This window comes from Bacillus sp. GZB, assembly GCF_001975995.1.
In the GTDB taxonomy this organism is placed as follows: Bacteria; Bacillota; Bacilli; order Bacillales; family Bacillaceae; genus Bacillus; species Bacillus velezensis.
The window spans coordinates 179573-200209 of record NZ_MTQG01000010.1 but is presented as its reverse complement, the minus strand read 5'-3'; the positions used below and the strand labels follow the sequence as shown (position 1 = coordinate 200209).

19 protein-coding genes are annotated in these 20637 nt (G+C 49.9%); 10 read left to right on the top strand and 9 right to left on the bottom strand.

All coding sequences use genetic code 11. From position 1 onward, the window contains the following. Positions 1–17 precede the first annotated feature (17 nt). Entirely contained in the window at positions 18–758 is a 741-nt protein-coding gene (locus tag BXO87_RS01220) for a squalene/phytoene synthase family protein (protein ID WP_038457557.1), read from the bottom strand. An 85-nt stretch (positions 759–843) separates the two neighbouring features. Further along, positions 844–2685 (bottom strand): asparagine synthase (glutamine-hydrolyzing), encoded by a 1842-nt coding sequence (gene asnB / locus BXO87_RS01215; protein ID WP_038457555.1) that lies wholly within the window; start codon positions 2683–2685, stop codon positions 844–846. Between the two features lie 175 nt (positions 2686–2860). Between asnB and BXO87_RS01210 the strand changes: the two genes are divergently transcribed. Both BXO87_RS01210 and BXO87_RS01205 read left to right on the top strand, forming a co-directional pair. After that, complete coding sequence (locus BXO87_RS01210) at positions 2861–3403, top strand: DUF2777 family protein (protein WP_038460687.1); 543 nt, start codon at positions 2861–2863, stop codon at positions 3401–3403. Between the two features lie 35 nt (positions 3404–3438). After that, on the top strand, positions 3439–3672 hold the full coding sequence (locus tag BXO87_RS01205; protein ID WP_228842187.1) for a hypothetical protein: 234 nt from the start codon (positions 3439–3441) through the stop codon (positions 3670–3672). On the opposite strand, the gene BXO87_RS01200 is transcribed toward BXO87_RS01205, so the two are convergent. Together BXO87_RS01200 and BXO87_RS01195 are read right to left on the bottom strand one after the other, a co-directional pair. Continuing rightward, positions 3669–4025, bottom strand: a complete 357-nt coding sequence (locus BXO87_RS01200; RefSeq protein WP_007409161.1) for a YisL family protein — start codon at positions 4023–4025, stop codon at positions 3669–3671. The two genes, BXO87_RS01205 and BXO87_RS01200, sit on opposite strands and share 4 nt — an antisense overlap. Positions 4026–4118: 93 nt before the next feature. Further along, entirely contained in the window at positions 4119–5024 is a 906-nt protein-coding gene (locus BXO87_RS01195; protein WP_007409162.1) for a fumarylacetoacetate hydrolase family protein, read from the bottom strand. 217 nt (positions 5025–5241) lie between these two features. Between BXO87_RS01195 and BXO87_RS01190 the strand changes: the two genes are divergently transcribed. The 7 genes from BXO87_RS01190 (at position 5242) to BXO87_RS01160 (ending at position 7596) form a co-directional block, all read left to right on the top strand. Further along, a complete protein-coding gene (locus BXO87_RS01190) occupies positions 5242–5457 on the top strand; it encodes an aspartyl-phosphate phosphatase Spo0E family protein (protein WP_038457554.1) in 216 nt (71 codons plus the stop codon). 189 nt (positions 5458–5646) lie between these two features. Beyond that, the gene (locus tag BXO87_RS01185; protein ID WP_003155135.1) at positions 5647–5868 is read left to right on the top strand and encodes a spore germination protein; all 222 of its coding nucleotides are present in this window, start codon (positions 5647–5649) and stop codon (positions 5866–5868) included. A gap of 12 nt (positions 5869–5880) precedes the next feature. Continuing rightward, positions 5881–6117: a spore germination protein GerPB gene (locus BXO87_RS01180; protein WP_007409164.1), complete on the top strand. Its 237-nt coding sequence runs from the start codon at positions 5881–5883 to the stop codon at positions 6115–6117. A gap of 35 nt (positions 6118–6152) precedes the next feature. Beyond that, entirely contained in the window at positions 6153–6770 is a 618-nt protein-coding gene (gerPC, locus tag BXO87_RS01175; protein WP_003155139.1) for a spore germination protein GerPC, read from the top strand. Continuing rightward, complete coding sequence (locus tag BXO87_RS01170) at positions 6767–6943, top strand: hypothetical protein (protein WP_003155141.1); 177 nt, start codon at positions 6767–6769, stop codon at positions 6941–6943. The genes gerPC and BXO87_RS01170 overlap by 4 nt, the downstream gene beginning before the upstream one ends. Further along, entirely contained in the window at positions 6943–7338 is a 396-nt protein-coding gene (locus BXO87_RS01165) for a spore germination protein GerPE (RefSeq protein ID WP_038457551.1), read from the top strand. Before BXO87_RS01170 ends, BXO87_RS01165 begins: the two co-directional genes overlap by 1 nt. 39 nt (positions 7339–7377) lie before the next feature. After that, positions 7378–7596, top strand: a complete 219-nt coding sequence (locus BXO87_RS01160) for a spore germination protein (protein ID WP_003155143.1) — start codon at positions 7378–7380, stop codon at positions 7594–7596. A 43-nt stretch (positions 7597–7639) separates the two neighbouring features. On the opposite strand, the gene BXO87_RS01155 is transcribed toward BXO87_RS01160, so the two are convergent. The 5 genes from BXO87_RS01155 to addB form a co-directional block, all read right to left on the bottom strand. Then, positions 7640–7933 (bottom strand): hypothetical protein, encoded by a 294-nt coding sequence (locus tag BXO87_RS01155; RefSeq protein WP_038457549.1) that lies wholly within the window; start codon positions 7931–7933, stop codon positions 7640–7642. A 15-nt stretch (positions 7934–7948) separates the two neighbouring features. Next, positions 7949–11341: an exonuclease subunit SbcC gene (gene sbcC / locus BXO87_RS01150; protein WP_038457548.1), complete on the bottom strand. Its 3393-nt coding sequence runs from the start codon at positions 11339–11341 to the stop codon at positions 7949–7951. Beyond that, the gene (gene sbcD, locus BXO87_RS01145; protein WP_038457547.1) at positions 11338–12510 is read right to left on the bottom strand and encodes an exonuclease subunit SbcD; all 1173 of its coding nucleotides are present in this window, start codon (positions 12508–12510) and stop codon (positions 11338–11340) included. Before sbcD ends, sbcC begins: the two co-directional genes overlap by 4 nt. A gap of 65 nt (positions 12511–12575) precedes the next feature. Further along, positions 12576–16280, bottom strand: a complete 3705-nt coding sequence (gene addA, locus BXO87_RS01140; protein WP_038460685.1) for a helicase-exonuclease AddAB subunit AddA — start codon at positions 16278–16280, stop codon at positions 12576–12578. Continuing rightward, the gene (gene addB, locus BXO87_RS01135) at positions 16267–19767 is read right to left on the bottom strand and encodes a helicase-exonuclease AddAB subunit AddB (protein ID WP_038457546.1); all 3501 of its coding nucleotides are present in this window, start codon (positions 19765–19767) and stop codon (positions 16267–16269) included. Before addB ends, addA begins: the two co-directional genes overlap by 14 nt. Positions 19768–19907: 140 nt before the next feature. Here addB and BXO87_RS01130 point away from each other — a divergent pair, with 140 nt between their 5' ends. Continuing rightward, positions 19908–20621 carry a DUF421 domain-containing protein gene (locus BXO87_RS01130; protein WP_079891809.1) on the top strand — a complete coding sequence of 238 codons (714 nt, stop codon included), beginning with the start codon at positions 19908–19910 and terminating at the stop codon, positions 20619–20621. Positions 20622–20637 lie beyond the last annotated feature (16 nt).

Genomic DNA, 20637 nt, shown 5'->3' with positions numbered 1-20637 from the left:
TGAAGCCGGGCGTTTTTTTATGCTTGCGAAAGCCGTTGTCTCATGTCACCGAGCTCTGACCGGTAATGTGCCAGCAAACCGGTAACGGCGGGCCTTGAGTATAACGGAAACAGCTCCAGCTCTTCAGACGCCTCCTCGAAATACGCCTCGGCCTCGAATGCGATGTACTCCCATACATTCATAAAAGCTTTGTTGACGGTATGGCTCTCCAGCTCTTCTTCCGTATAGCCGAATTGCTTCATCACCTGGCGCGGGAGACGATTTTTCGCCCGCTCGTCCGTATGGACCCCCAGAAGCACCCGGGTCAGCTGAATGGCTGCTCCTAATGAAACGGCTGCATGGCGGAGTTTCTCTTGGTTCCGGCGCGCACAAACCGGCAGCAGCAGCAGGCCGAGGGCTCCGCCTGTTTGGCCCGCATACATCAGCAGGTCATCAAACTCTTGATAAGTTACTTTTTCTCTGTCAGAGATTTGGCCGGCGATAAACTCACGCAACGGCTCTTCTTCAAGCGCAAATTGCTGCCGCACATCGGTGAGCGCCTCCCACAAAAAGCCGTCGGCGCGTGTCCCGTTCAGAAAGTCTTGTGCCGCCTGTTCAAATCCTCCAAGTTCCTGCACATCAAGCCGATCAGCTGCGTGAAACAAAGCAAGCACCGCCCATGCGGCCCGCCTGTTTTTTGGCGGCAGGGATGAGAAAGTCCGTTTATATAAAGGAAAGTGCGCCTCGGCAAGCTGGGCGCATGTTTCGTATTCGGTCATGGTATCACTCCTCTGTTTTTTAGTGTACCACATGTTTCACAATAAAAAGACCGATATCCTTCAGCGGAAACCGGTCGCGGCACTGTTATTCTTCTATATCGATACGGTACGCCTCAAACCATGTATGGATCTGGGCAAGATGGGCGATCAGCTGCGGGCCTTTCATCAGCTGGCCGAACCACGGAACCTGAAAAGATGAACCTTCTGTCTCCAGCAGCATTTCCAGCTTCTTTCTGTCAAGCAGGGTGTGAAGCACGGAATCTTTCTGTTGTAAAATCGTTTTCAGCCATTCTGTGACCCCCTGCGTGTATTTCGGGTGATGCGTTTTCGGATAAGGGCTTTTTTTGCGGTACAAAATATCTTCAGGAAGCAGTCCTTCAAGCGCTTTCCGCAAGATGCCTTTTTCCCGGCTGCCATGCATTTTCATTTCCCAAGGAATATTCCAAACGTATTCCACAAGTCTGTGGTCGGCGAACGGCACCCGTACTTCAAGACTTGCGCCCATGCTCATGCGGTCTTTGCGGTCAAGCAGATTTGTCATAAACCAAAGCATATTTAAGTAGAACAGCTGCCGTCTCGCTTTATCTGTTCCCGTCTCACCGTCTAACAGCGGCGTTTCCGCAATGGTTTCTTCATATCTCGCATTCACGTATTCTCTAAGATTCAGCCGTTTTTGCCACTTTTCATCCAAGAGCGTGATCCTCTCCTCAGTCGACCTCATCCAAGGAAATCCGTCTTCTTCTGCCGCGGTGTGAAACCACGGATATCCGCCGAAAATTTCGTCCGCACATTCTCCGGAAAGGCTCACGACAAAATCTTTTTTAATTTCCCGGCAGAACCATAATAGCGAGGAATCAACATCAGCCATGCCCGGAAGGTCTCTGACGAGAACGGATTCCTCCAGATGTTCAACCAGCTGATCCTGCGTAATCACGCACTTATGATGCTGTGTGCCGAATGCATTTGTCATTTTATCGATCCACGGGCCGTCATCATTCGGCTGAAAGGCGCTCGCTTTAAAAAATTTGCTGTTCTCCTCATAATCAATTGAATAAGTATGAAGGGGATCTCTGCCTTGTTTCTCAAAATGAGCGGCGGCTATCGCGGTTATCGCGCTCGAATCAAGCCCCCCTGATAAAAACGTGCAAACCGGCACGTCAGATACGAGCTGGCGTGTCACTGCATCCTGAAATAAGAACCGAATGTGAGCCGCGGTTTCATCGAGGCTGTCTGTATGCTTTTCGCTCTTTACATTCCAATAACGCCATATGGACAAACCGTCCTTTGAGAAAGTGAACGCATGGGCGGGACGTACCTCGTGAATTCCTTTAAACACCCCGCAGCCCGGAGTTCTGGACGGCCCGAGTCCGAATACTTCCGCAAGTCCGCCGCTGTCTGTACGGGCTTTCACATCAGGATGAGCAAGGATGGCTTTCAATTCCGACCCGAACAGAAAGGAAGAGCCGTGTTCTTTATAAAAAAACGGTTTGACGCCGAGCCGGTCTCTTGCCCCAAACAGCCGCTTGCGCTTTTCATCCCAGATGGCAAAAGCGAAAATACCGTTCAAGCGGTCCACGCACTCCTCCCGCCACTCAATATAGCTGTGCAGCAGCACTTCTGTATCAGAGGTCCTCTCAAAACGGTGGCCCCTCGCCTGAAGCTCCTTCCGCAATTCCTCCGTGTTATACAGCTCGCCATTATAAATGATGGTGTACGTTTCCTCTTGATGCGTGCAGGCCATCGGCTGGCGGCCGCCTTCAATGTCAACGACCGAAAGTCTTTTATGTCCGAATAAAACATGGGGCTCTCCCCAGACGTTTGAATCATCAGGCCCTCGTTTTGAAAGAGTGTCTATCATATTGTTCATAATATGTTTCTCTTGGACGAGCTGCTTTTGAAAATCGACCCAACCCGCAATTCCACACATGTGATATCAGCTCCAATCCCGTTTCTGTCGGTATCAAATTCGTTTCTATCAGCACTTTACCCAGTTTATGCAAAGAAACGCAGATAGTTGATTTGTCCCACTAAGAGTTGTATGAGACAAGCCCGATTTGGAAAGAACGGAAGAGAAGAAACAAACAAAGGAGACCGGCACGGTTATGAAACGAAAACAGCTTTTCTCACAAAAAAACAAATGGGGGCGCGGCACCCTGATGATAGAGGACGGCATCTGCCTCGTCGAAAACGATGAAGGCGATATCCTGCTTGCAGACAGTCTAGGAAACGCAGACGTATTGATGAAACGCGGCGGCAGATGGCAGCCGGCACGGATTTGCGGCGGTGCGGCCGAAATCGGCGCAGACACCATCCCCCTGCTCGGCGGGGAAGAAATCCGTTATGAAAAGGCGGTCAAACGGCCGCTGTTAACCTTGCTCGATTCGCTGGACGATGAAACGTTTCTGCTGTTTCTCAGCCATCTTCACGGGTTCGGCCTGTCTGTATATGATTGCGTATTTTCCTACAATCAGGCGCTGTTTTCCGGTGAAGGCGTTTCGTTTTATCACTTCTCGGCGGATGACGCACAATGCGCCCTGCAGCATCACCGCGGCAGCTCGGGTAAACACGACAGATTTGAATGGACGGCATCTGACGGGCGGCGCTCCATTATGTATTCAGCGGCAAGACGAGACGGAACCGCGTAACGAACAGGCGGCACCTTTTAAATAGGTGCCGCCTGATGTATTTAGCTTTGTTTTTCACGCTGATTGACGGCCGGCGTTTGCTTTTACCCTTCACAGCCGTAGCTTTTGCGGTAACAAGAGTGATTGGCGCTTTTGGCATCCTGCACATCTCCTTCGCCTCATCAACATCCCCCTGTCACGGTATTTCTCATTCAGCGGCACAGTTGCGCAAAATGTATGCGCAACTAAAAAAACCCGGATGCATCCGGGTTTTTCAAGCGATTGATTAAAATACGTGAAAACCGATCGGCAAGTGAAGGCCGAGCAGCACCGTCAGGACGAGCACGATAATAAAACCGATCCACAGTCCGCCGGTTGATTTGCCTTTTTTCTTGCGGATGACGAGCATTTCCATCAGTCCGATGGTAATGATGCCGAGCAGCATTTTTCCGGCGTACTCTCCGTTCCAATTCGCAAAACGGACGAAAAGCTCAGCTCCGGTCAGAATAATAATAATGTAGAATAAGCGCAGAATCATATGCGTAATTTTTGCGCCCTTCGCTTTTCCGGAACCGTACAGCCCATAGCTGACAAACACCAGGATAAGCGCAACGACCCATGAAGTAATATGCCAATGTGTCATTATGTTCAATTCCCCCTATCAGATCAATCTGCCTCACTTATGGTACCACAACAAGCCGCTCGGAGCATTATCAATCGTGCGAAAGACACACAATTATCCGATTTGGTTCGACAGCGTGCCGATCGGTTCAATTGTAATGTCAATGCGGTCCCCCGGCTTTAAAAATTTCGGCGGCTTAAACCCTTTTCCGACACCGGACGGCGTTCCCGTCGCTATAATGTCACCGGCTTCAAGCGTCATCCCTTTTGACAGCGTCTCGATTAATTCAGCTATCGGAAAAATCATGTCACCCGTTGATCCTGATTGGCGCAGTTCTCCGTTCACCCGCGTTTCAACTTTCAGGCTTTGCGGATCACTGACGGCCGACTTATGTACAATGACCGGGCCCATCGGGCATGTCGTATCGAGGCTTTTGCCGATAAAAAACTGTTTATGTTTTTTCTGCAGATCGCGCGCTGTTATATCATTTACAATTGTATAGCCGAATATATGATCAAGCGCATGTTCTTTGGAGATGTGCGATCCGCTTTTTGATATGATTACCGCAAGCTCCCCTTCATAATCAAGCTGCTCCGTTACGTCCAAGTGGCTGTTCACTGTTTCTCCGTGTCCTGTAACGGCAGCCGGGGCTTTCGTAAAAACCATGGGATGCTCCGGTATATCCGCCTCACTCCCCATTTCAACGGCATGATCACGATAATTTTTCCCGATGCAGATCACGTTCTTTGAAGGTCTCGGAATAGGCGCGCAAAGCTTTACGTCTGACAGCGCATACATAAATGAACCCGACTCGTCATTCGGTTTTTTCGCCCATTCCGCAAGCTGTCCGGCATGCGCAACAAACTTATCTCCTTTTTGAATGCACTCGATCAGCGAACCCGGAATCGTCTCAAGTTCAAACAATTTTTTTTCAGCCTTTTGCAGATCTAAGATTTTGTCATCATCAATGATCAGACCGACAAATGTTCGGCTGTTCAGTTCCCCTGTCGCAAATTTCATGTTAATCCCCCATCATTTTTAAATCTGGCATTCCTTTATGTATTCTTCCTCCAGGCGGGAAATTCCTCTTTTAAACAGGCTGAAAATAAGTGTAAAAGAGTATCAAAAATTGTCACTTTTTTAGTCATATTGACGAAATAAAACCTTCGTGCACAAAATGGGTTATACTATTATCATCCTATGTTTTCCAAAATAATCGAGAATTGGAGATCACACGATGAACAAAATTGAAGAAAAAAGATTAACTTTATTCGAGACAGCGCAAAAATTCGGAATCAATGCGACGGAGACCATCAGGTGCAGCCAGGAGCTGGACAGCCTTTTAAACGGGTGCCGGGGCGGGCTCATCCAACAAACGAAAGACAGCGGGCTGAACCCGGCCGCACAAATTGAGCGCGGCCGCACCGCAGGAAAAAAAGAGGTTTTCTCATAAACGTGATATGTATATAAATCTGTATCATTTATGTATAAGACCCGGCATGCGTAAAGCGCCGGTGTTTTTACGTCTAAAGTTTTTTCCGCTCACAAAAATGTGCATTTGTCATAAGCTATTTTAGGCAGGCAGCCCAGATAAGCTCCTGGAGTGCAGTCATGAAAATCTTCACGAAAAGGATGTGCTCGTATGCCCGCAATTGTCGGAGCGTTTAAAATTAATGCCGTCGGTACGAGCGGAGTCGTTCATATAGGCGACTGCATCACCATTTCTCCAAAAGCAGAGGTTAAGACATTTGCCGGAGCGGGCAGCTTCAATACCGGAGACAATCTCACACTGACGAATTACAGGAATTCAACGAATGTGTACGATAATGATGTAATCGATCAGCCGATGGCAGGAAACGCATAAAGGAGGCGCCGTATGAATTTTTACGTCAATCAGTCGATCCATATCAATTACATGCGTGTAGAATCTGTCAGCAATTCCTCCATACTGCAAATCGGAAGCGCCGGTTCAATTAAATCTCTTTCCAATCTGTACAACACAGGGAGTTATGTTGAGCCGGCGCCGCCTGTCACCGCGGGGCAGCAGACTGTAACAACAGGGGGAGGTCCCGGCACCTCATCATTTGTACCGCTCCAGCCGCCAAGCCGGTAGTTTTAATGAAGGAAACGAGACGCGAGGTGAATGTCATGTATGATCAATCCGTTTCATCCTACCTGCAGAATTTAAATTCTTTCGTCCAGCAGCAGGCGCAGCAGATTCAGGAGCTCGAACGGCAGCTGAAAGAATTCCAAAATGAAATTTCAACGCTGAAACAGCAGCCTTCTACAAGAATCGATCGGCTCGAGTATAAATTTGATCAGCTGAAAATTGAACGGCTGGAAGGAACGCTGAATATCGGATTGAATCCGACTGATCCGAATGCCGTGCAAAACTTCGAAGTCGGCCAGACATCTCCGCAGGTCGGAATGATGCAGCAGGAACAGGCGGGCCAGCAAATGCAGCAAATCCGCCAAAACGTCGATATGTACCTGAATGAAGAAATCCCCGCGCTTTTAGAGCAGCTCGAAACTCAGTATGAGAGCAGGCTGGACGAAACGAACAAATATCATATTATTGAAGATATCAGAAAGCAGATGGACAGCCGGATTCAGTATTATCTGTCCCATGTCCCGAAAGAAGAAAACACGGCGCCCGCGCAATATGCCGAGCAGATTGCCGAACATGTGAAGCGTGATATTGTCAGGGCCGTTGAGCACTTTATTAAGCACATACCTGGTGAAATGAAAGGTGATGATCCGTCATGATTTTTACAGTGATTAACCGGAATATTGAAGTCGGCGACATCCGGTCTACCGGTGTGTCCAGTTCTTCCTTATTATTAATCGGCGACACCGATTCCGTCTATCTGTCTTCCATCTTTGACACGCCTCCTGAATCTCTTATTATCGGGCCTTATGTGCCGCTGGCGCCGGAATAATGTTAAAGCGCATTTCACGCCTCCGGAACGCCAAAATCAATTCAGTCGGGATTGCGAGTGTCTTTCAAGCAGGCGATACGAATGAAATCAATATGCGGGTCAAAGTATTGGCCGATCAGCGTACTATTGCCTTATACAGAGACGATGAAGGCTCATTTAACAAAAAAGAATACCAGATCTTTCGGCAGCCGGCCGTCATGCCGTTACCGGAAACGGGAGTCCAAAGCGCATTCTGCCATGAAAACCCTTCAATTCGGGTAAGGAATGTGAAAGTTCAAGGGGTATCGTCAGCGTCCGTGGTTCAAATCGGATCGACGTCGATCGTTCTGGGAGATTCGCGGCTGAAACATATTAGGCAGATTGTCACGTCAAGCTCACAATCACAGCAGCCCTGACATATAATGACGGTGAGACTTCTATAAAGGGTGTCGTTTATGCCAGCAATTACCGGACCTATAGCTATCAATTCCATATCGGGCGGAGTCGTAAACTTTGGTGATTCCTTTTACCTTTCTCCAAAAAGCTCTTCTAAATCTGCGCTCGGTTCGGGAGCAGGCAATACCGGAGATTTCCTGTTATTAAACAACGTTGTCAATGCGACAAACTATATAGACCCCGATGTCAGCGATCAAAATGTGGTAGGAAACGCCTAAAAAGCAGCCGCTCTTTCAGAAGAGGGCTGCTTTTGGTTCAGCGTTATGTTCGTTCATTTGCTTTTTTTGTTTTTACAAGCTTTTCCGGCGGCTGTTTTCTGATCCATTTCACAAACCGCGCGAGTTTCGGGTCACGCCGCAGCTCTTCTATTCCCGCGAGCCTTGCCGCAAGCTCCTGATTCGTATAGAGCGCGTGAACCTGTTTATGACAAGGGATGCAGAGCATTGCGGTCGGAAGGAATGTCCCGCCTTCTTCCTTAGGCGTTAAGTGGTGCTCCGTCAGCCGCACATGATGGCGGCCGCATAATTCACATGTGCCCTCGGCAGAACCGGTCATAATTCCTTCTCCTTTCTACATGATCTCCAATGTGACCCGGGTGCCTTTCCCGCCCGGTTCGGACGGATGAACGATTAATTTTTTCGGCAGACGCGCTCTCAGCTCCTGCACATGGCTGATCACTCCGACGGATAAGTTGTCCGATTGCAGCTTTTCGAGCGCTGTGACAACGGTGTCTAAGAGCCCTTGGTCAAGAGTCCCGAATCCTTCATCTAAGAAAAAGAATTGCAGCGGGTATTGCCCCCGCAGCTGAATCTGGGCGGACAAGGCAAGCGCAAGCGACAGCGATGTCAGAAACGTCTCCCCGCCGGAAAGGCTTGATACGGGCCGTTTGACGCCTCCGTTCGCGTCATCACGCATGACGAAACCGCCTTCTGAATCGACTAATATGGCATACCGCTGCCTTGTCAGCGCTCCGAGACGGGCAGAGGCGTCCCGAGCCACGCTTTCCAGCTGTTCTTCCGCTAAAAATTCGACGAATGTATTGCCTTTACATACAGACTGGAGCTTATCAAGCCTGTCAATCTGTGTCTGCCAGCTTTTCAGTTCGGCTTCAATCTCTTTAAAGCGCTTATGCTGTTTTTGCATAACCGCGAAGGCTTTTGCCTGTGCTCCTTTTTCCTCCATGGCGGCGCCTGACTCAGCCTCTGCCTGCTTCAGCAGAGAAACGGATGCTGTCCATTCTTCCTCCGATATCCGGCGCTCGGCTAATTTATCAGTAACACGGCTGATATTTGCCGATAGCTGTTTTGAGGTGTCCAGGAACTCATCAATTTCTTTTTTCATTTCCTCTGCACGCCCTTGCGGAAGCAGACTTTTTTTGACTTGGTCCGGGTCGGCAAACCCGGTGTCTTTTGACCTCACGCGCCAGTCGTTTTGCGCTTTCTCAAGGGAAGTCTCAGCATCCCTGAGTGACATGAGACTGCCGGATTCCCGGCCTTTTGCGTCATTCAGTGATTGCTGCGCCTGCTTCAGCGAGTCGAATAAGGACTGTTCTTTCGATTTTAACAGCTGTAATTCCTGCCGCACCGCTTCAAGCTTTGCGGAAATTGATGTTTCTTCAGCTGCTGTTCCGAGCTCTTGTTCATATCCGTCAATCACCTGCTGCAGGCGCTCAGACGCATAGTGAAGCTCGAGCCGTTCCCGTTCAAGCCGATGCTTCATCTCCTGCAGGCGTTCTTTCTCCTCTTCATGTTCCTTGAGGAATGCGATGCTTGTTTCAATGCGCTTCTCACATTCTTCTGCCTGCCTGTCCTTCTCATCTATCGAAGCCTGCCAGGCGTCAATCCGGTTTGGCGGAATATCACCGCAGACTTCGTTGTACTGATTCAATCGGCTTTCTGACAGCGATTCAAGCTCTTCTAATGAATGTCTGAGACGGTCGGCTTCTTTTTCCTCGTAGCGGATTCGTTCGGCAAGCTGCTCAGCTTGTCTCACCGTCTGCTGATGCGCGCTGATCAGTCTTGTGACCTTCTCTTTTACCGACAGCATATCCTGTTTCATTTGTTTCCATTCCAAGCGGACGGCGCTGAACGTTTCATCAAGCGGGCGTCCGCTGATGGAAGAAGCGGCTTCCAGCTCCGGAACCCGGGCGCTTTGCAGAAATGGACATTCTTCGGTAAAACGCCCCGACTGTTCTTCTAATGCAACCTTGGCTGTCAGCACTTCCTGAGAAAGAGCCGCCGCCTCAGAAAGCAGCGCTTCAACCTGCTGCAACTGTTCCTGTACAGCTGTATCAGGCGAGAATGTTTCATGAGCGGATCGCGGGCGGTCATGCTGCGTTGAGCCGCATACAGGACAAGGCTTTCCTTCGATTAGTTTTTCCGATAATTCTTTTGTTAATGCAGCCGTTCTCGCTTCCTCTGAGCGCCTGCGGAGATCGGCTTGCGTTTTGTCAGCCCGTTCGGCTGCGGCTTTCAGTGAACGTTCCGTTTCACAGACCATATGGTAAACGGTTTGAAGCGTTTGATAAGCGCGCGTAATGTCTTCCTCTTCCGTTTTCGCTTTCGCTGTGAGCGACTCGCTTTCTCCGTTCAGCTTCTCCATGTTTTTCAGCTGCGTTGTCAGATTGGCCCGTTCTTTCGTGATTTGTTCCTGTGTCTGCTGAAAGCCCGCCGCCAGCTGTGCTGCGGTCTGGCATTTTTTCCGTTCATCGGCGGTGACTTGAACTGCTTTCAGCTCTTCTTTCAGCTCATTCTGCCTGTTTTGGCCGCGGGTCAGGCGGTCTTTCACTGCGGCCAGCTGTTTCGAGGCGGCTTCGTATTCTTCCTCTTTTTTGCTGTGTTCCGCATTTGTTTTTTCCGCTTCTTTTTTCGCTTCAAGCAGTTTTTGTTCAATGGCTGAAAGTCTTTGATACAGCTCTTCTTCCTTGACAAGCTTCGGCTCCTGTTCGGCCTTATGGGCCCGCCATGCTTCATAGGCTTCATTTTGCCGGGTAAATGAAACGGTTTCCGCCTCTGATTTCCGTTTGGCCAGTTCGTGTTCCTGTTCGGTGCGCTGCTTCCGGCGGACGGCTTCTGTGTAGCGGTCTGCGTACGGCTCAAGGGCGAGAGCTGTTTCCGCCTCTTTAAGACGCTCAGTCAAATCCGTGATGTACGGGCGTCTTTCCTCAAGCTTTTTCTCCCGGCGCTCATATTCATCTCTTTCTGTCTGCAGGTTCCAAATTTCCTGGTGATTCTCAAAACGCTCTTTTGCCCGGACCCGTTTCTTCTCAGCTGCTTCAAGCCGTTCGTTCGCTTCGTGAAACTGCTGTTCAGCCTGCTTCAGCGCATCTTCTCCTGCGTCTCCGAGGCCGGATTGTTCGGCCAGCATTTCATTTTTTTTCGCTGCCGCTTCCTGCGCCCGCCGCCGCAATTTTTTGACAAGCCTGTCCCCGTACTGTTCCAGATTAAACAGGCGCTGGAGCATATGTCTTCTTTCCGCGCCTTTAAGCGACAGAAACTCGGCAAACTTTCCTTGCGGCAGCACGACGGCTCTTGTAAAGTCGTCAATGGTCAGGCCAAGAAGCTCCTCTACCTTTTTGTTCACTTCATTCGCTTTATCGGCCAGCACCGTTTGTTCGTCTTTGATTTCAATCAGGCGGCAGAGGGCGGTTTTTACTTTCGTTTCATCCGTTCTCTTAAAAACGCGCTCGACCTTGTAGGAAACCCGGTGGCCGGATTGAAGCGCGAATGTAAATGAGACGGCGAGCTGATCTTCGGCATGATTCAGGATGCCGTGCGTATTATTTGCGGCGCGCTCCACTTTTCCGTATAAAGCGAGTGTCATGGCGTCAAGGATCGACGATTTTCCGCTTCCGGTCGGTCCGAAAATCCCGAACACCCCGGCTCCTGACAGTCCGGCAAAATCAATGGTCTGTTCCTCCCTGAAACTGTGGAGCCCTTTTATCGTTAACAGAATCGGCTTCATGTCGCATCCTCCTCATCATCTGCTGACGCAAGCTCTAAAAACAGCTTGATCATCTCCTCATCCGGCACGCCGCCGCCCGTTTGTTTTTCATAAAACTTCTTAAATCGATCCTCAATTGATGTGTGTTTCACTTCAATCCGGTCATTTTCGGTCTCTTTTTCTTCAAAAACCGGCCTGATATGGATAAAGCCGGGATGCGCCTTTCTCAGCCGATGAATTTCCTCGAGAGAAAGCTGATCCGTCAAATGGATATCAAGATCGATCCAGGCATTCCGGTCACGCCCTTCATCGAGCCAGCCGTGAACTTCGCTCAGCCCCTGCGCTTTCCATTTGACGAGCGGTTTACCGGAAGACAGGAAAATCTCTTCCCACTTCGCTTCTCCGCCGGGCTTCGCTTCTACCACCGTCACCGATTTGGCATAACCGGCTTCTGAAAAGCTGTATGCGAGCGGAGAGCCTGAATAACGGGCAGCCGTCTTGGCGCGCTTGATCGTTTGCGGACGGTGGAGATGGCCGAGAGCCACGTAAGCCGCATCAGCCGGCAGGCTGTCAGCGGCGACCGTGTAAGCGCCCCCGACTTCAATCGGACGCTCTGAATCGGTCTGATTTCCCCCCGCGACATAAATGTGGCTCGCCGCGATTTTCACGGCATCGTCCCGGCACAGTCCGCACATGTGAGTAAACGCCTCTCTGATTTTGACATCGTAATGATCGCGAAGAAGCTTTTCCTCAAACGTATCAGAAAGCACTTCGTTTAATCTCGCCTCTGACGGATATGCCAGCGCGGCTACGGCTAACAGCTCGTCCGCCGACGGCACCTCAATATGCACGGGTTCTGTCCGCGGATAGCCGATTAAATGAATACCGCGCTCATTTGTTAACGGAGAAGCCGCCGCCAGCCTGTCGGGATTGTCATGGTTTCCGGCAATGACGACAACCGGGCGCTTTCCGCCGTCAGAAAGCGCGGAAAGACTTTCGTAATACAATTGTTCAGCGAGCGCAGGCGGATTGACCGTATCAAATACATCTCCTGCCATAATGACCGCATCAATGTTTTCTTCTTTGACAATGGTATTCAGCTCTTCCAATACCTCGGCCTGCTCGCTCAGCCGGCTTCTGCCTTCCAGCGTTTTGCCGAGGTGCCAGTCAGCTGTATGTAAAATGCGCATACCGCATTCACCTCACTTTTTGATAGAAAAAAAAGATCCGCTCCAAAAAGGAGCTTCGGATCTTGTTACAGTGTAAGAACGTGACCTCCATCGAAGAAATAGAGCGCACGCCCTTTCACTTTCGTTTTTGTAATTTGTTCAACCGCTTTTGTATACAATTCGATTTGTGTTTCATACCTTTTTTGCAGAATCGGAGCCGCGCCTTCAAATCCGTTCCGGAATTTCCCCTCTATCCGATCTGTTTTATAGTCCAGCAAATAGAGACCGTCCGCAGTTTCGTAGAGGCAGTCAATAATCCCTTGCACGAGCAGCGGTTCACCGGCCGTTTCGGCATCCTTGTACACCTCACCGGCCGGAAGCGCCATACTGAACGGCACTTCCCGATCAATCCGCAGCGCCCCGAGAAGATCTTTCCCGATTTCAGTTCCGAAAAACTGAACAATTTCTTCTATATTAATGGCTTCCTGCTGTTCTTCTGTCAGCAGCTCTTTTTCGTAAAGCATCCGGACCGTCCGCTCCGCTTCTTCGGCAGTCGGAACGTGCGTCAGCGGTATGTGCTGCATCACCGTATGCATCGCCGTTCCTTTTTCGGCGGCTGTCAGCCCTTTTTTCATCATAAAACCGGGACGCCTGTATAAAAGCGTGTCTCCTGATGGTTTGATGAGAGAGCGACCGCTGTATTCATCCTCGTATTCTTGCTTTCTCTTCAGCTCAGAAACTGACTGCTTCGTTCTGATAGCCGTCAGCTCTCGGTACGGATATTCCCATTCAAGCAGACGGCGCGCCTGATCATCAAATGAAAACGAATCAGGAATCGGCTCGCCCTGCTGAATCGCTTTGAGACGTTTGCTCTTTTCTTCAGCACGTTCTTTTGGATTCTCTTCCAGCAATTCACTTTGCTGCAGCATTCGGATGTGAAAACGCGACGGATCGCGCGCGATATCCTCAGATGAGGAAAGTCCCGGCGTCCTGTGCGCCTCCATGTCACGGTGGCGGATGAGCGCAGGCCCGATAAAGTCCAAATAAGATGACGCCTGGTAGCGGTCAAATTCAGAAAGAAGCCAATCAGCCCGGTCTGCTTGCGCCTGCCATTTGGCCAGCTGTTTTTCCCGGTTTTTGCAGGAGGCGACGAGAAACAGCTTTTCCTTCGCTCTGGTCAGCGCCACATACAATACGCGCAATTCTTCGGATAAGAGCTCTCTGCGCATCTTTTTCTTCATCGCCACAAGCGGAAGAGTCGGATAGCTGATTCTGAGTTCCGGATGAATGTACTTCGTGCCGAAACCGAGCTCTTTATCAAGCAGGTATGATTTGTTGAGATCCATCATATTAAAACTTCTGCCGAGTCCGGCGGTGAAAACGACGGGGAATTCAAGTCCTTTGCTGCTGTGGATCGTCATCAGCCGAACGACATCCTCCTGCTCGCTGAGCGCCCGGGCCGTCCCCAGATCATCGCCGCGCTCCTGCATCCGTTCAATGAACCGCAAAAAGCGGAATAACCCGCGGAACGCCGTCGCTTCGTACGAGCGCGCCCGGTCATACAAGACGCGCAGATTGGCCTGGCGCTGCTTTCCGCCAGGCATGCCGCCTGCATAGTCAAAATATCCGGTATCGCGGTATACTTCCCAAATCAGCTCTGACACCGAATGATTCGTCGAAAATGACCGCCACTTTTGCAGACTATCATAAAAGGTTCTCAGTTTTTGATACAGGTCATCATGCCTGTCACCGTTCGCTATATATGCTTTAAGCGCTTCATAAAACGGCGCTTTTTTCTTTTCAAGGCGTATCAGCGCAAGTTCATTTTCGTCACATCCGACGATGGGCGAGCGCAGCACGGAAGCAAGCGGAATATCCTGATACGGATTATCAATCACCTTCAAGACTGAAAGCGCCGCAGCCACCTCCACGGCTTCAAAGTAACCCGACGTCAAATTGGCGTACACCGGAATGCCCTGGTTTTTCAGCTCTTCCATTAATTGCGGCGCCCACGGCATGGAGCGCAGCAAAATTACGATATCCCGGTACTGGATATTCCGGTGTGTTTTTGTTTTGCCGTCATATACCTTAAACGGAGATGAGACAAGCTTTCGGATCTCCCCGGCTATCGCTTTCGCTTCCCAATGCACGGTTTCAAAGTCTTCAGCATCCTCGGAGCTGTCTGCGTCATCAGCGCTGTCAATCAGCAGCAGTTCCGTTTTTGCCGCGTCATTCGGCGGATACGATGCGCCGAGCTTCAATGCCGCCTGTTCATCGTAGTCCACTTCGCCGATTTTTCCGCCCATCAGCTGCTTAAACAAGAAATTCGTACTGTCCAAAATATCGGAGCGGCTGCGGAAATTTTGGTTCAGATCAATTTTCTGCCCCGCGCCTTCCCCGCTTTCTGTAAACCTTTTATATTTCCCGAGAAACAGCAGCGGCTCAGCAAGTCTGAAACGGTAGATCGATTGTTTGACGTCGCCTACCATAAACAGATTTCCCGTCTCTTCATTCCCGCTTTTAACAAGCTGCAGGATAGACTCCTGCACAAGGTTCGTATCTTGATATTCATCAACCAGAACTTCATGGAACTGGTCTTGATAATAAACGGCCGCTTCGCTCGGCACCCGCCGGCCTTCTTCATCAACCGCAGTTAAAATCGCCAGGCAGTAATGTTCCAAATCTGAGAAATCAATAATTGATTTTTCTTGTTTCGCCGCTTCAAATCGTTTTCCGTACGATATCACGAGCTGAACGAGCGTTTCGATGACAGACTTCATATCTGTTAAACTCTTTAAGTGATCTTGCGGACTTCTTGTAAAGTAATCATTCTTTAACTTTTCGATCAGTTTCTTCGCGCCGTTTCGCAAATCGGTCGCTTCGTCCAAAAGCGCTTTGTCAAATTCATCACCCTTTACCGCCTTCGCCCGCTTAAATGAGACTGCGGGAACCCGTTCATACAGCGCATCGAAGTCATTCCGGCAGCTGATCAGCTCTTCTATCTGCTGAAGGTCATCCAGAAAATTATCAGCGCGCGGGGCCGGCCCGCCGGGCGCTTTTGTCAGTTCAAGCGCCTTTTCAAGCTTTTGCTTTGCCCCGAAGAGCGCCATTTCAGCATCTTCTCTCACATATTGGTAAAACGGAAGCTCTTCCATTTTGCTTTCTTCCGTCACGTCATACAGGCGGACAAAGCTTTGCAGCCACGCTTCCGGGTCAGGATGCGACCGGGAATACTCGTACACCCGTTTGACAAGGTCTTGAAGATCCAGATCATGCCTGTCTGTCGTATACCTGTCCGCAAGCTCAAAAAACGCCTGATTCCCTTTTGCGTATTCATCTTCAAACAGCTCATCAAGCACTTCGTCTCCGAGCAATTCGCCTTCCGTCTGGTCAGCCATCCGAAAACCGGGGTCAAGATCAATCATATAATAATATTTTTTAAGCACTTGCAGACAGAAAGAGTGAAGCGTCGAAATGCTCGCCCGATTTAATAGAGAGAGCTGCCGTCTGATATGCAGAGATCCCGGATTTTTGGCGAGCTCTTTTTCTAATGCTTCCGCGATCCGATGCTTCATCTCCGCTGCTGAGGCGTTTGTAAAGGTCACCACAAGGAGCCTGTCAACATCAACCGGATCTTCTTCCGCAGTTATCTTTCTGATCATCCGTTCCACAAGCACGGCCGTTTTACCTGATCCGGCTGCGGCAGCGACCAAAATATCGCGGCCGGAAGAAACGATGGCGCTCCATTGGTCATCCGTCCATATGCTGTCTTTCGGTTTAGGAATTTGCATCATCATCCGCCTCCTTTTTCAGCCAATCCAGTATGGTGCCGTCTTTTTCCGCTTTCAGGCTGCGGTATTCATTTTCCTTAAGTGACTCATCAAACTGGCATACCGACTTAAACGCACAGTACGTACAAGGCGTCTTATCTTTCAGCTTATACGGGGTAATGGACACAAGCCCGTCCGTTATCGCTTCGCCCGCCTGTTCAAATGTCCGCCGCACATGGTCTGTCAGCAGATGAAAGTCCTGTTCGCTGACCGCGGCTGAGTCGGATCTTAAAGAACCGTCCTTTTTCAAACCGGCATTGACGATATTTGAACGCCCTTCCTCCAAGGTCGTGTCCATCAGGCTGATCGCCTCCCGGTCACCGAGGAGAAGGCCTTTCATCTTAAATTTCTTGAAAATTTCCTGCTCGATTTCATCAAGCCCCATCGGCAGACTGGCCTGAACCATCGGATCATGGATATGGAAATACAAAACGCCTGCCGGGGTCGCTTTCATGCCGAGCCAATCTTCGGAATGTGTAATCGATAAGTCAAGGTATGTGAGCATTTGCAGAGCGAGCCCGTAATACACCTCAGCCAGATCAAGCCCTCTGTCGCTTGATTTATAATCAACGATTCTCAGCAGCAGGCCTTTTGAGCTTTCCGCTTTATCCACGCGGTCGATCCGTCCGACGAGTTCCATCGTACAGCCGTTTTTCAGCGTGAAAGTGAGCGGAGGCAGCGGCCCGCTTCCGCCGAAACCGAGTTCAAGACCGACCGGGACGAAACCGCTCGCCTTCGCATGCTCGCTTAATATGCCTGAAACACGCGTGACGATCTTCTGCAGTTTTTCCTTCACATAAAAGTGTCTGTTTGAGCTGAGCAGAATCTCTTTTTGCAGCTTTGGCGCAAGCCGTTCCACCGCTTCATAGGAGAAATTCCGGCACTGATCTTTCGTCAGATCGCGCCATTCCAGCTTCTGCTCACGAAGCCGGTCTGAAATCAGCTTCAGGCTGGAGTGAAACAGCTGGCCGATATCCGGCGCTTCCAGCTTGAAAAACTGCCGCTCTTTTAATTGAAGCCCGTGAGATGCAAAATGAGAGAACTGGCAGGCATTAAACGCCTCCATCCGTGAGACGCTTCCTTTAATATGCTCGCCGTAAAGCTGGCGCGAAACAGGCCGTTCAAGACGCTTCGCCTCATTGCGGAAAAACAGGCTTGAAAACAGCTTTTTCGCCCGCTGGTGATCAGGCTCTTTCATCAGCACATTGTATGCGCTCCACCATACGTCACTGATCTCGTACTCTCTTGTCCACAGCCTGAGCTGACTTGCCGTATATGTCTGAGCCACCTGTTTATTGACGAGATACTGAAGCTGCTCTTCTTCGCTTACCTGCTCGGGATCAGCCGCTGACAGCTTTTCCTGATGATCGGGAAACAGCTCGCCAAGCCTGTTTACAACGATTGACGGCAGGAGCGTTTTTCCTTCCGCATCGGCAATCGGGTATGACACATAAAGACGGTCAGACGGACTCGACAGCGCCATATAGATGAGAAAATGCTCATCAAGCAGCCGCTCACGCCCCGCGGAAGACAACTCCACTCCGACCGCTTTCAGCCACTCCCGGTCATCATCAGACAGCACGCCGTTTTCATCTGGGCGCGCCGGAAGAACACCGTCATTGGCTCCGATGACGAATGTGCAGGACGTGCCGTACATTCTTGAGAGATCCATATTCCCTACAAATACTTGGTCAAGCGCAGGCGGAATTAAAGAAAAATGAAGCGATTCCGTTCCCGTTTCAAGCATTTGCTGGAACAGCGCCAATGATATTTCATCTTCACCCATCATGCCGGCAAACTCCTCGAGAAGCTGGATAACGGCATCCCACGCCTGGCCGTGCTGCTGCGCTTCGATCATGTTTCCGGCTTCTTCGGCCCGCTGCCTTTTCCGGTCCAGCTTCAGGGGAACATCGGTATCTTCCAAAAAGAGATAAAGAGCCTCCGCCATGCTTTGAACCGTTTTCGCTTTTTTCATCCGGTTTTGAAGCCGGACAAGGGGCGCGGCTATCCACTCTCTCGTCTCATTCAGCATTTGTTCCATCTCTATTTCCTGATCCGTCTGCGCGAAATCCTCATCGAGCGATACGAAGCGCCTGTATACAAACCGCTCGCCGCTCGTCCAGCGCTCCCCTTTAATGCCGTAGGCGATACAGTAATTTTCAAGCTGATCAACCTGCTCTCTTATTTTCTGCTCCGGCTGATCAAGCGGGAATAACAGTTCGGTTTTCGCACAGCGGAACACCGCTTCATATCTCCAGTTCCCCTTCACGACATCGAGGCTTGAACGGATGAATTCAATAAGCGGGTGATGCTGCATAGAAGCTTTTCCGTCAATAAAATAAGGAAGCCCGTAATCGGCAAACACTTCCTTCAGCAAATCTTTATAATCTTCCGGCTGACGGATGAGAATCGCCATATCTTTGTACCGGTATCCTCCGTCCCGGACAAGCGATTGAATTTCCCGGGCAATACCTTCAAGCTCAGCTCTTCTGTTTTGCGCCTGCATGACGGTAAAAGCTTCCTGTCCGCCGGTATACGCCGCGGCGGGACGCACATCGTACTGCGACTCTATACAGGCAAGCTCCGGCGCATGCTGATGCCGCTTCGTGCCATGCAGTTCCTTGCAGGAAATATCAGCATTCAATTCCTTTGCCGTCTGATAAAGCTTATAGTATGTGCTTCCCGTCATTCTGAACAGATCGAGCTCATCCGGTGCCTGTTCCGCCGAAGGACTGTCCGCCGTCAGCGAGAATGTGACATGTTCAGCATGCATGATCAGCTGCTCCAGCACCCTTAATTCCTGCGGCGTAAATTGATAGAATCCGTCGACGTAAACACGGGCGCCTTTTACAACGTCCGCCAAAGGAATCTGCTGAGCGAGCAGCGTCAAATAGTCCTCTGAATGCAAATAGTGTCCGGCGAGGCTTCTTTCCATCTGCTGATATAAAATGCCTAAATCATGAAGTTTTTCAGACAGCATCCGCTCTCCGCGATATTCTGACGCCGTTCCGCTTTCCGCCATACGGCGGACGTCTTCAGGCTCAATACAGTACCGCTTAAACTCTGTCAGCATCCGTTCCACCTGCTCAGTGAACCCGGTTTTGTCACTCGCTTTTTGATACACTTTAAACTCGTGCTTATATTCTTCAATCAGTTTCCTTAAAAGCATCTGCACACCCGTCGTCGTCACAAACGGGCGGTTCATGCCCCCGGTATGCTGAAGCACGCGCCACGCCAAACGCGAAAAACTGAACACTTGAGCGCGTATCATGCCGCCGATATCCGGCGTTTTAGCAAGCTCATATTCCATTAAAAACGTCATTTGATCCGGGACTAGAAAAATGATCGGTTTCCCGAACGGCTCCCGGCGCAGTTCATCTTGAATGCTGTCGATAATCAGCCTCGTTTTCCCACTCCCCGATCTGCCTACTAAAAACTCAACACCCAAATTAAAAGACCCCTCTCTTTTTATCTTTCTACATTTTATCGAAAGTTGACGAAAATGACCAATCTCATCTGCTGGTAAAAACGGGATGACTGTTTTAAAAAATTTCGTTTTTGACCAAAATAAAGAAAAAAGGACTAATGATGATGTCAGAATATCCCGAAGTAATTGTACGGACGGCTCTGTCGTTCAGCATTCTGTTTATCGGCGCCCGGATACTCGGTAAACAAACCATTTCACAGATGACGCTTTTTGATTTCATTGCGGCCATCTCGCTCGGCGCCATCACGGCAAATCTGTCGTTTAATACAAAGCTGCCGATTCATTATAATGTCATTGCCTACATTATTTTCGTGGCAATCATTTACCTTGTCGCATATCTTTCTATGAAAAACAGGGTTCTTAGGGGTTTCTTTGCAGGCAAACCGACCATTATCATTCAAAACGGTAAAATACTTGAGCATAATATGAAAACGATGCGTTATACCATCGACTACTTGAACCAGCAGCTGCGTGTAAATGACGTATTTGACATTTCTCAGGTTCAGACTGCCATCATTGAAACAAACGGCAGCATGTCAGTGGAGGTCAAACCGGAATTTGCGCCCGTTACAAGACAGGATCTCGGCATCTTTGCCGGACATGAAAAGAACTTTGCCGTTGAGCTGATTATGGACGGCCGGCTGGTGATGAAAAACCTGGAGGAAAACCACGTATCGGAAAAATGGCTGAGAGAAGAATTGGACAAGAGAAACCTCAAACCGGAAGACGTCGTATACGCTGTGCGCGGAAGCAACGGCCGGCTTTTTGTCGACACATACGACGACCATATTACATCGCCGCTAGATCAAGAATAAAAATGACATCCGCACA

Bases quoted from the DNA above. Each gene is read 5' to 3' on its own strand.
- BXO87_RS01220 (WP_038457557.1), bottom strand. From the start codon at position 758: ATGACCGAATACGAAACATGCGCCCAGCTTGCCGAGGCGCACTTTCCT.
- asnB (WP_038457555.1), bottom strand. From the start codon at position 2,685: ATGTGTGGAATTGCGGGTTGGGTCGATTTTCAAAAGCAGCTCGTCCAA.
- BXO87_RS01210 (WP_038460687.1), top strand. From the start codon at position 2,861: ATGAAACGAAAACAGCTTTTCTCACAAAAAAACAAATGGGGGCGCGGC.
- BXO87_RS01205 (WP_228842187.1), top strand. From the start codon at position 3,439: ATGTATTTAGCTTTGTTTTTCACGCTGATTGACGGCCGGCGTTTGCTT.
- BXO87_RS01200 (WP_007409161.1), bottom strand. From the start codon at position 4,025: ATGACACATTGGCATATTACTTCATGGGTCGTTGCGCTTATCCTGGTG.
- BXO87_RS01195 (WP_007409162.1), bottom strand. From the start codon at position 5,024: ATGAAATTTGCGACAGGGGAACTGAACAGCCGAACATTTGTCGGTCTG.
- BXO87_RS01190 (WP_038457554.1), top strand. From the start codon at position 5,242: ATGAACAAAATTGAAGAAAAAAGATTAACTTTATTCGAGACAGCGCAA.
- BXO87_RS01185 (WP_003155135.1), top strand. From the start codon at position 5,647: ATGCCCGCAATTGTCGGAGCGTTTAAAATTAATGCCGTCGGTACGAGC.
- BXO87_RS01180 (WP_007409164.1), top strand. From the start codon at position 5,881: ATGAATTTTTACGTCAATCAGTCGATCCATATCAATTACATGCGTGTA.
- gerPC (WP_003155139.1), top strand. From the start codon at position 6,153: ATGTATGATCAATCCGTTTCATCCTACCTGCAGAATTTAAATTCTTTC.
- BXO87_RS01170 (WP_003155141.1), top strand. From the start codon at position 6,767: ATGATTTTTACAGTGATTAACCGGAATATTGAAGTCGGCGACATCCGG.
- BXO87_RS01165 (WP_038457551.1), top strand. From the start codon at position 6,943: ATGTTAAAGCGCATTTCACGCCTCCGGAACGCCAAAATCAATTCAGTC.
- BXO87_RS01160 (WP_003155143.1), top strand. From the start codon at position 7,378: ATGCCAGCAATTACCGGACCTATAGCTATCAATTCCATATCGGGCGGA.
- BXO87_RS01155 (WP_038457549.1), bottom strand. From the start codon at position 7,933: ATGACCGGTTCTGCCGAGGGCACATGTGAATTATGCGGCCGCCATCAT.
- sbcC (WP_038457548.1), bottom strand. From the start codon at position 11,341: ATGAAGCCGATTCTGTTAACGATAAAAGGGCTCCACAGTTTCAGGGAG.
- sbcD (WP_038457547.1), bottom strand. From the start codon at position 12,510: ATGCGCATTTTACATACAGCTGACTGGCACCTCGGCAAAACGCTGGAA.
- addA (WP_038460685.1), bottom strand. From the start codon at position 16,280: ATGCAAATTCCTAAACCGAAAGACAGCATATGGACGGATGACCAATGG.
- BXO87_RS01130 (WP_079891809.1), top strand. From the start codon at position 19,908: ATGATGTCAGAATATCCCGAAGTAATTGTACGGACGGCTCTGTCGTTC.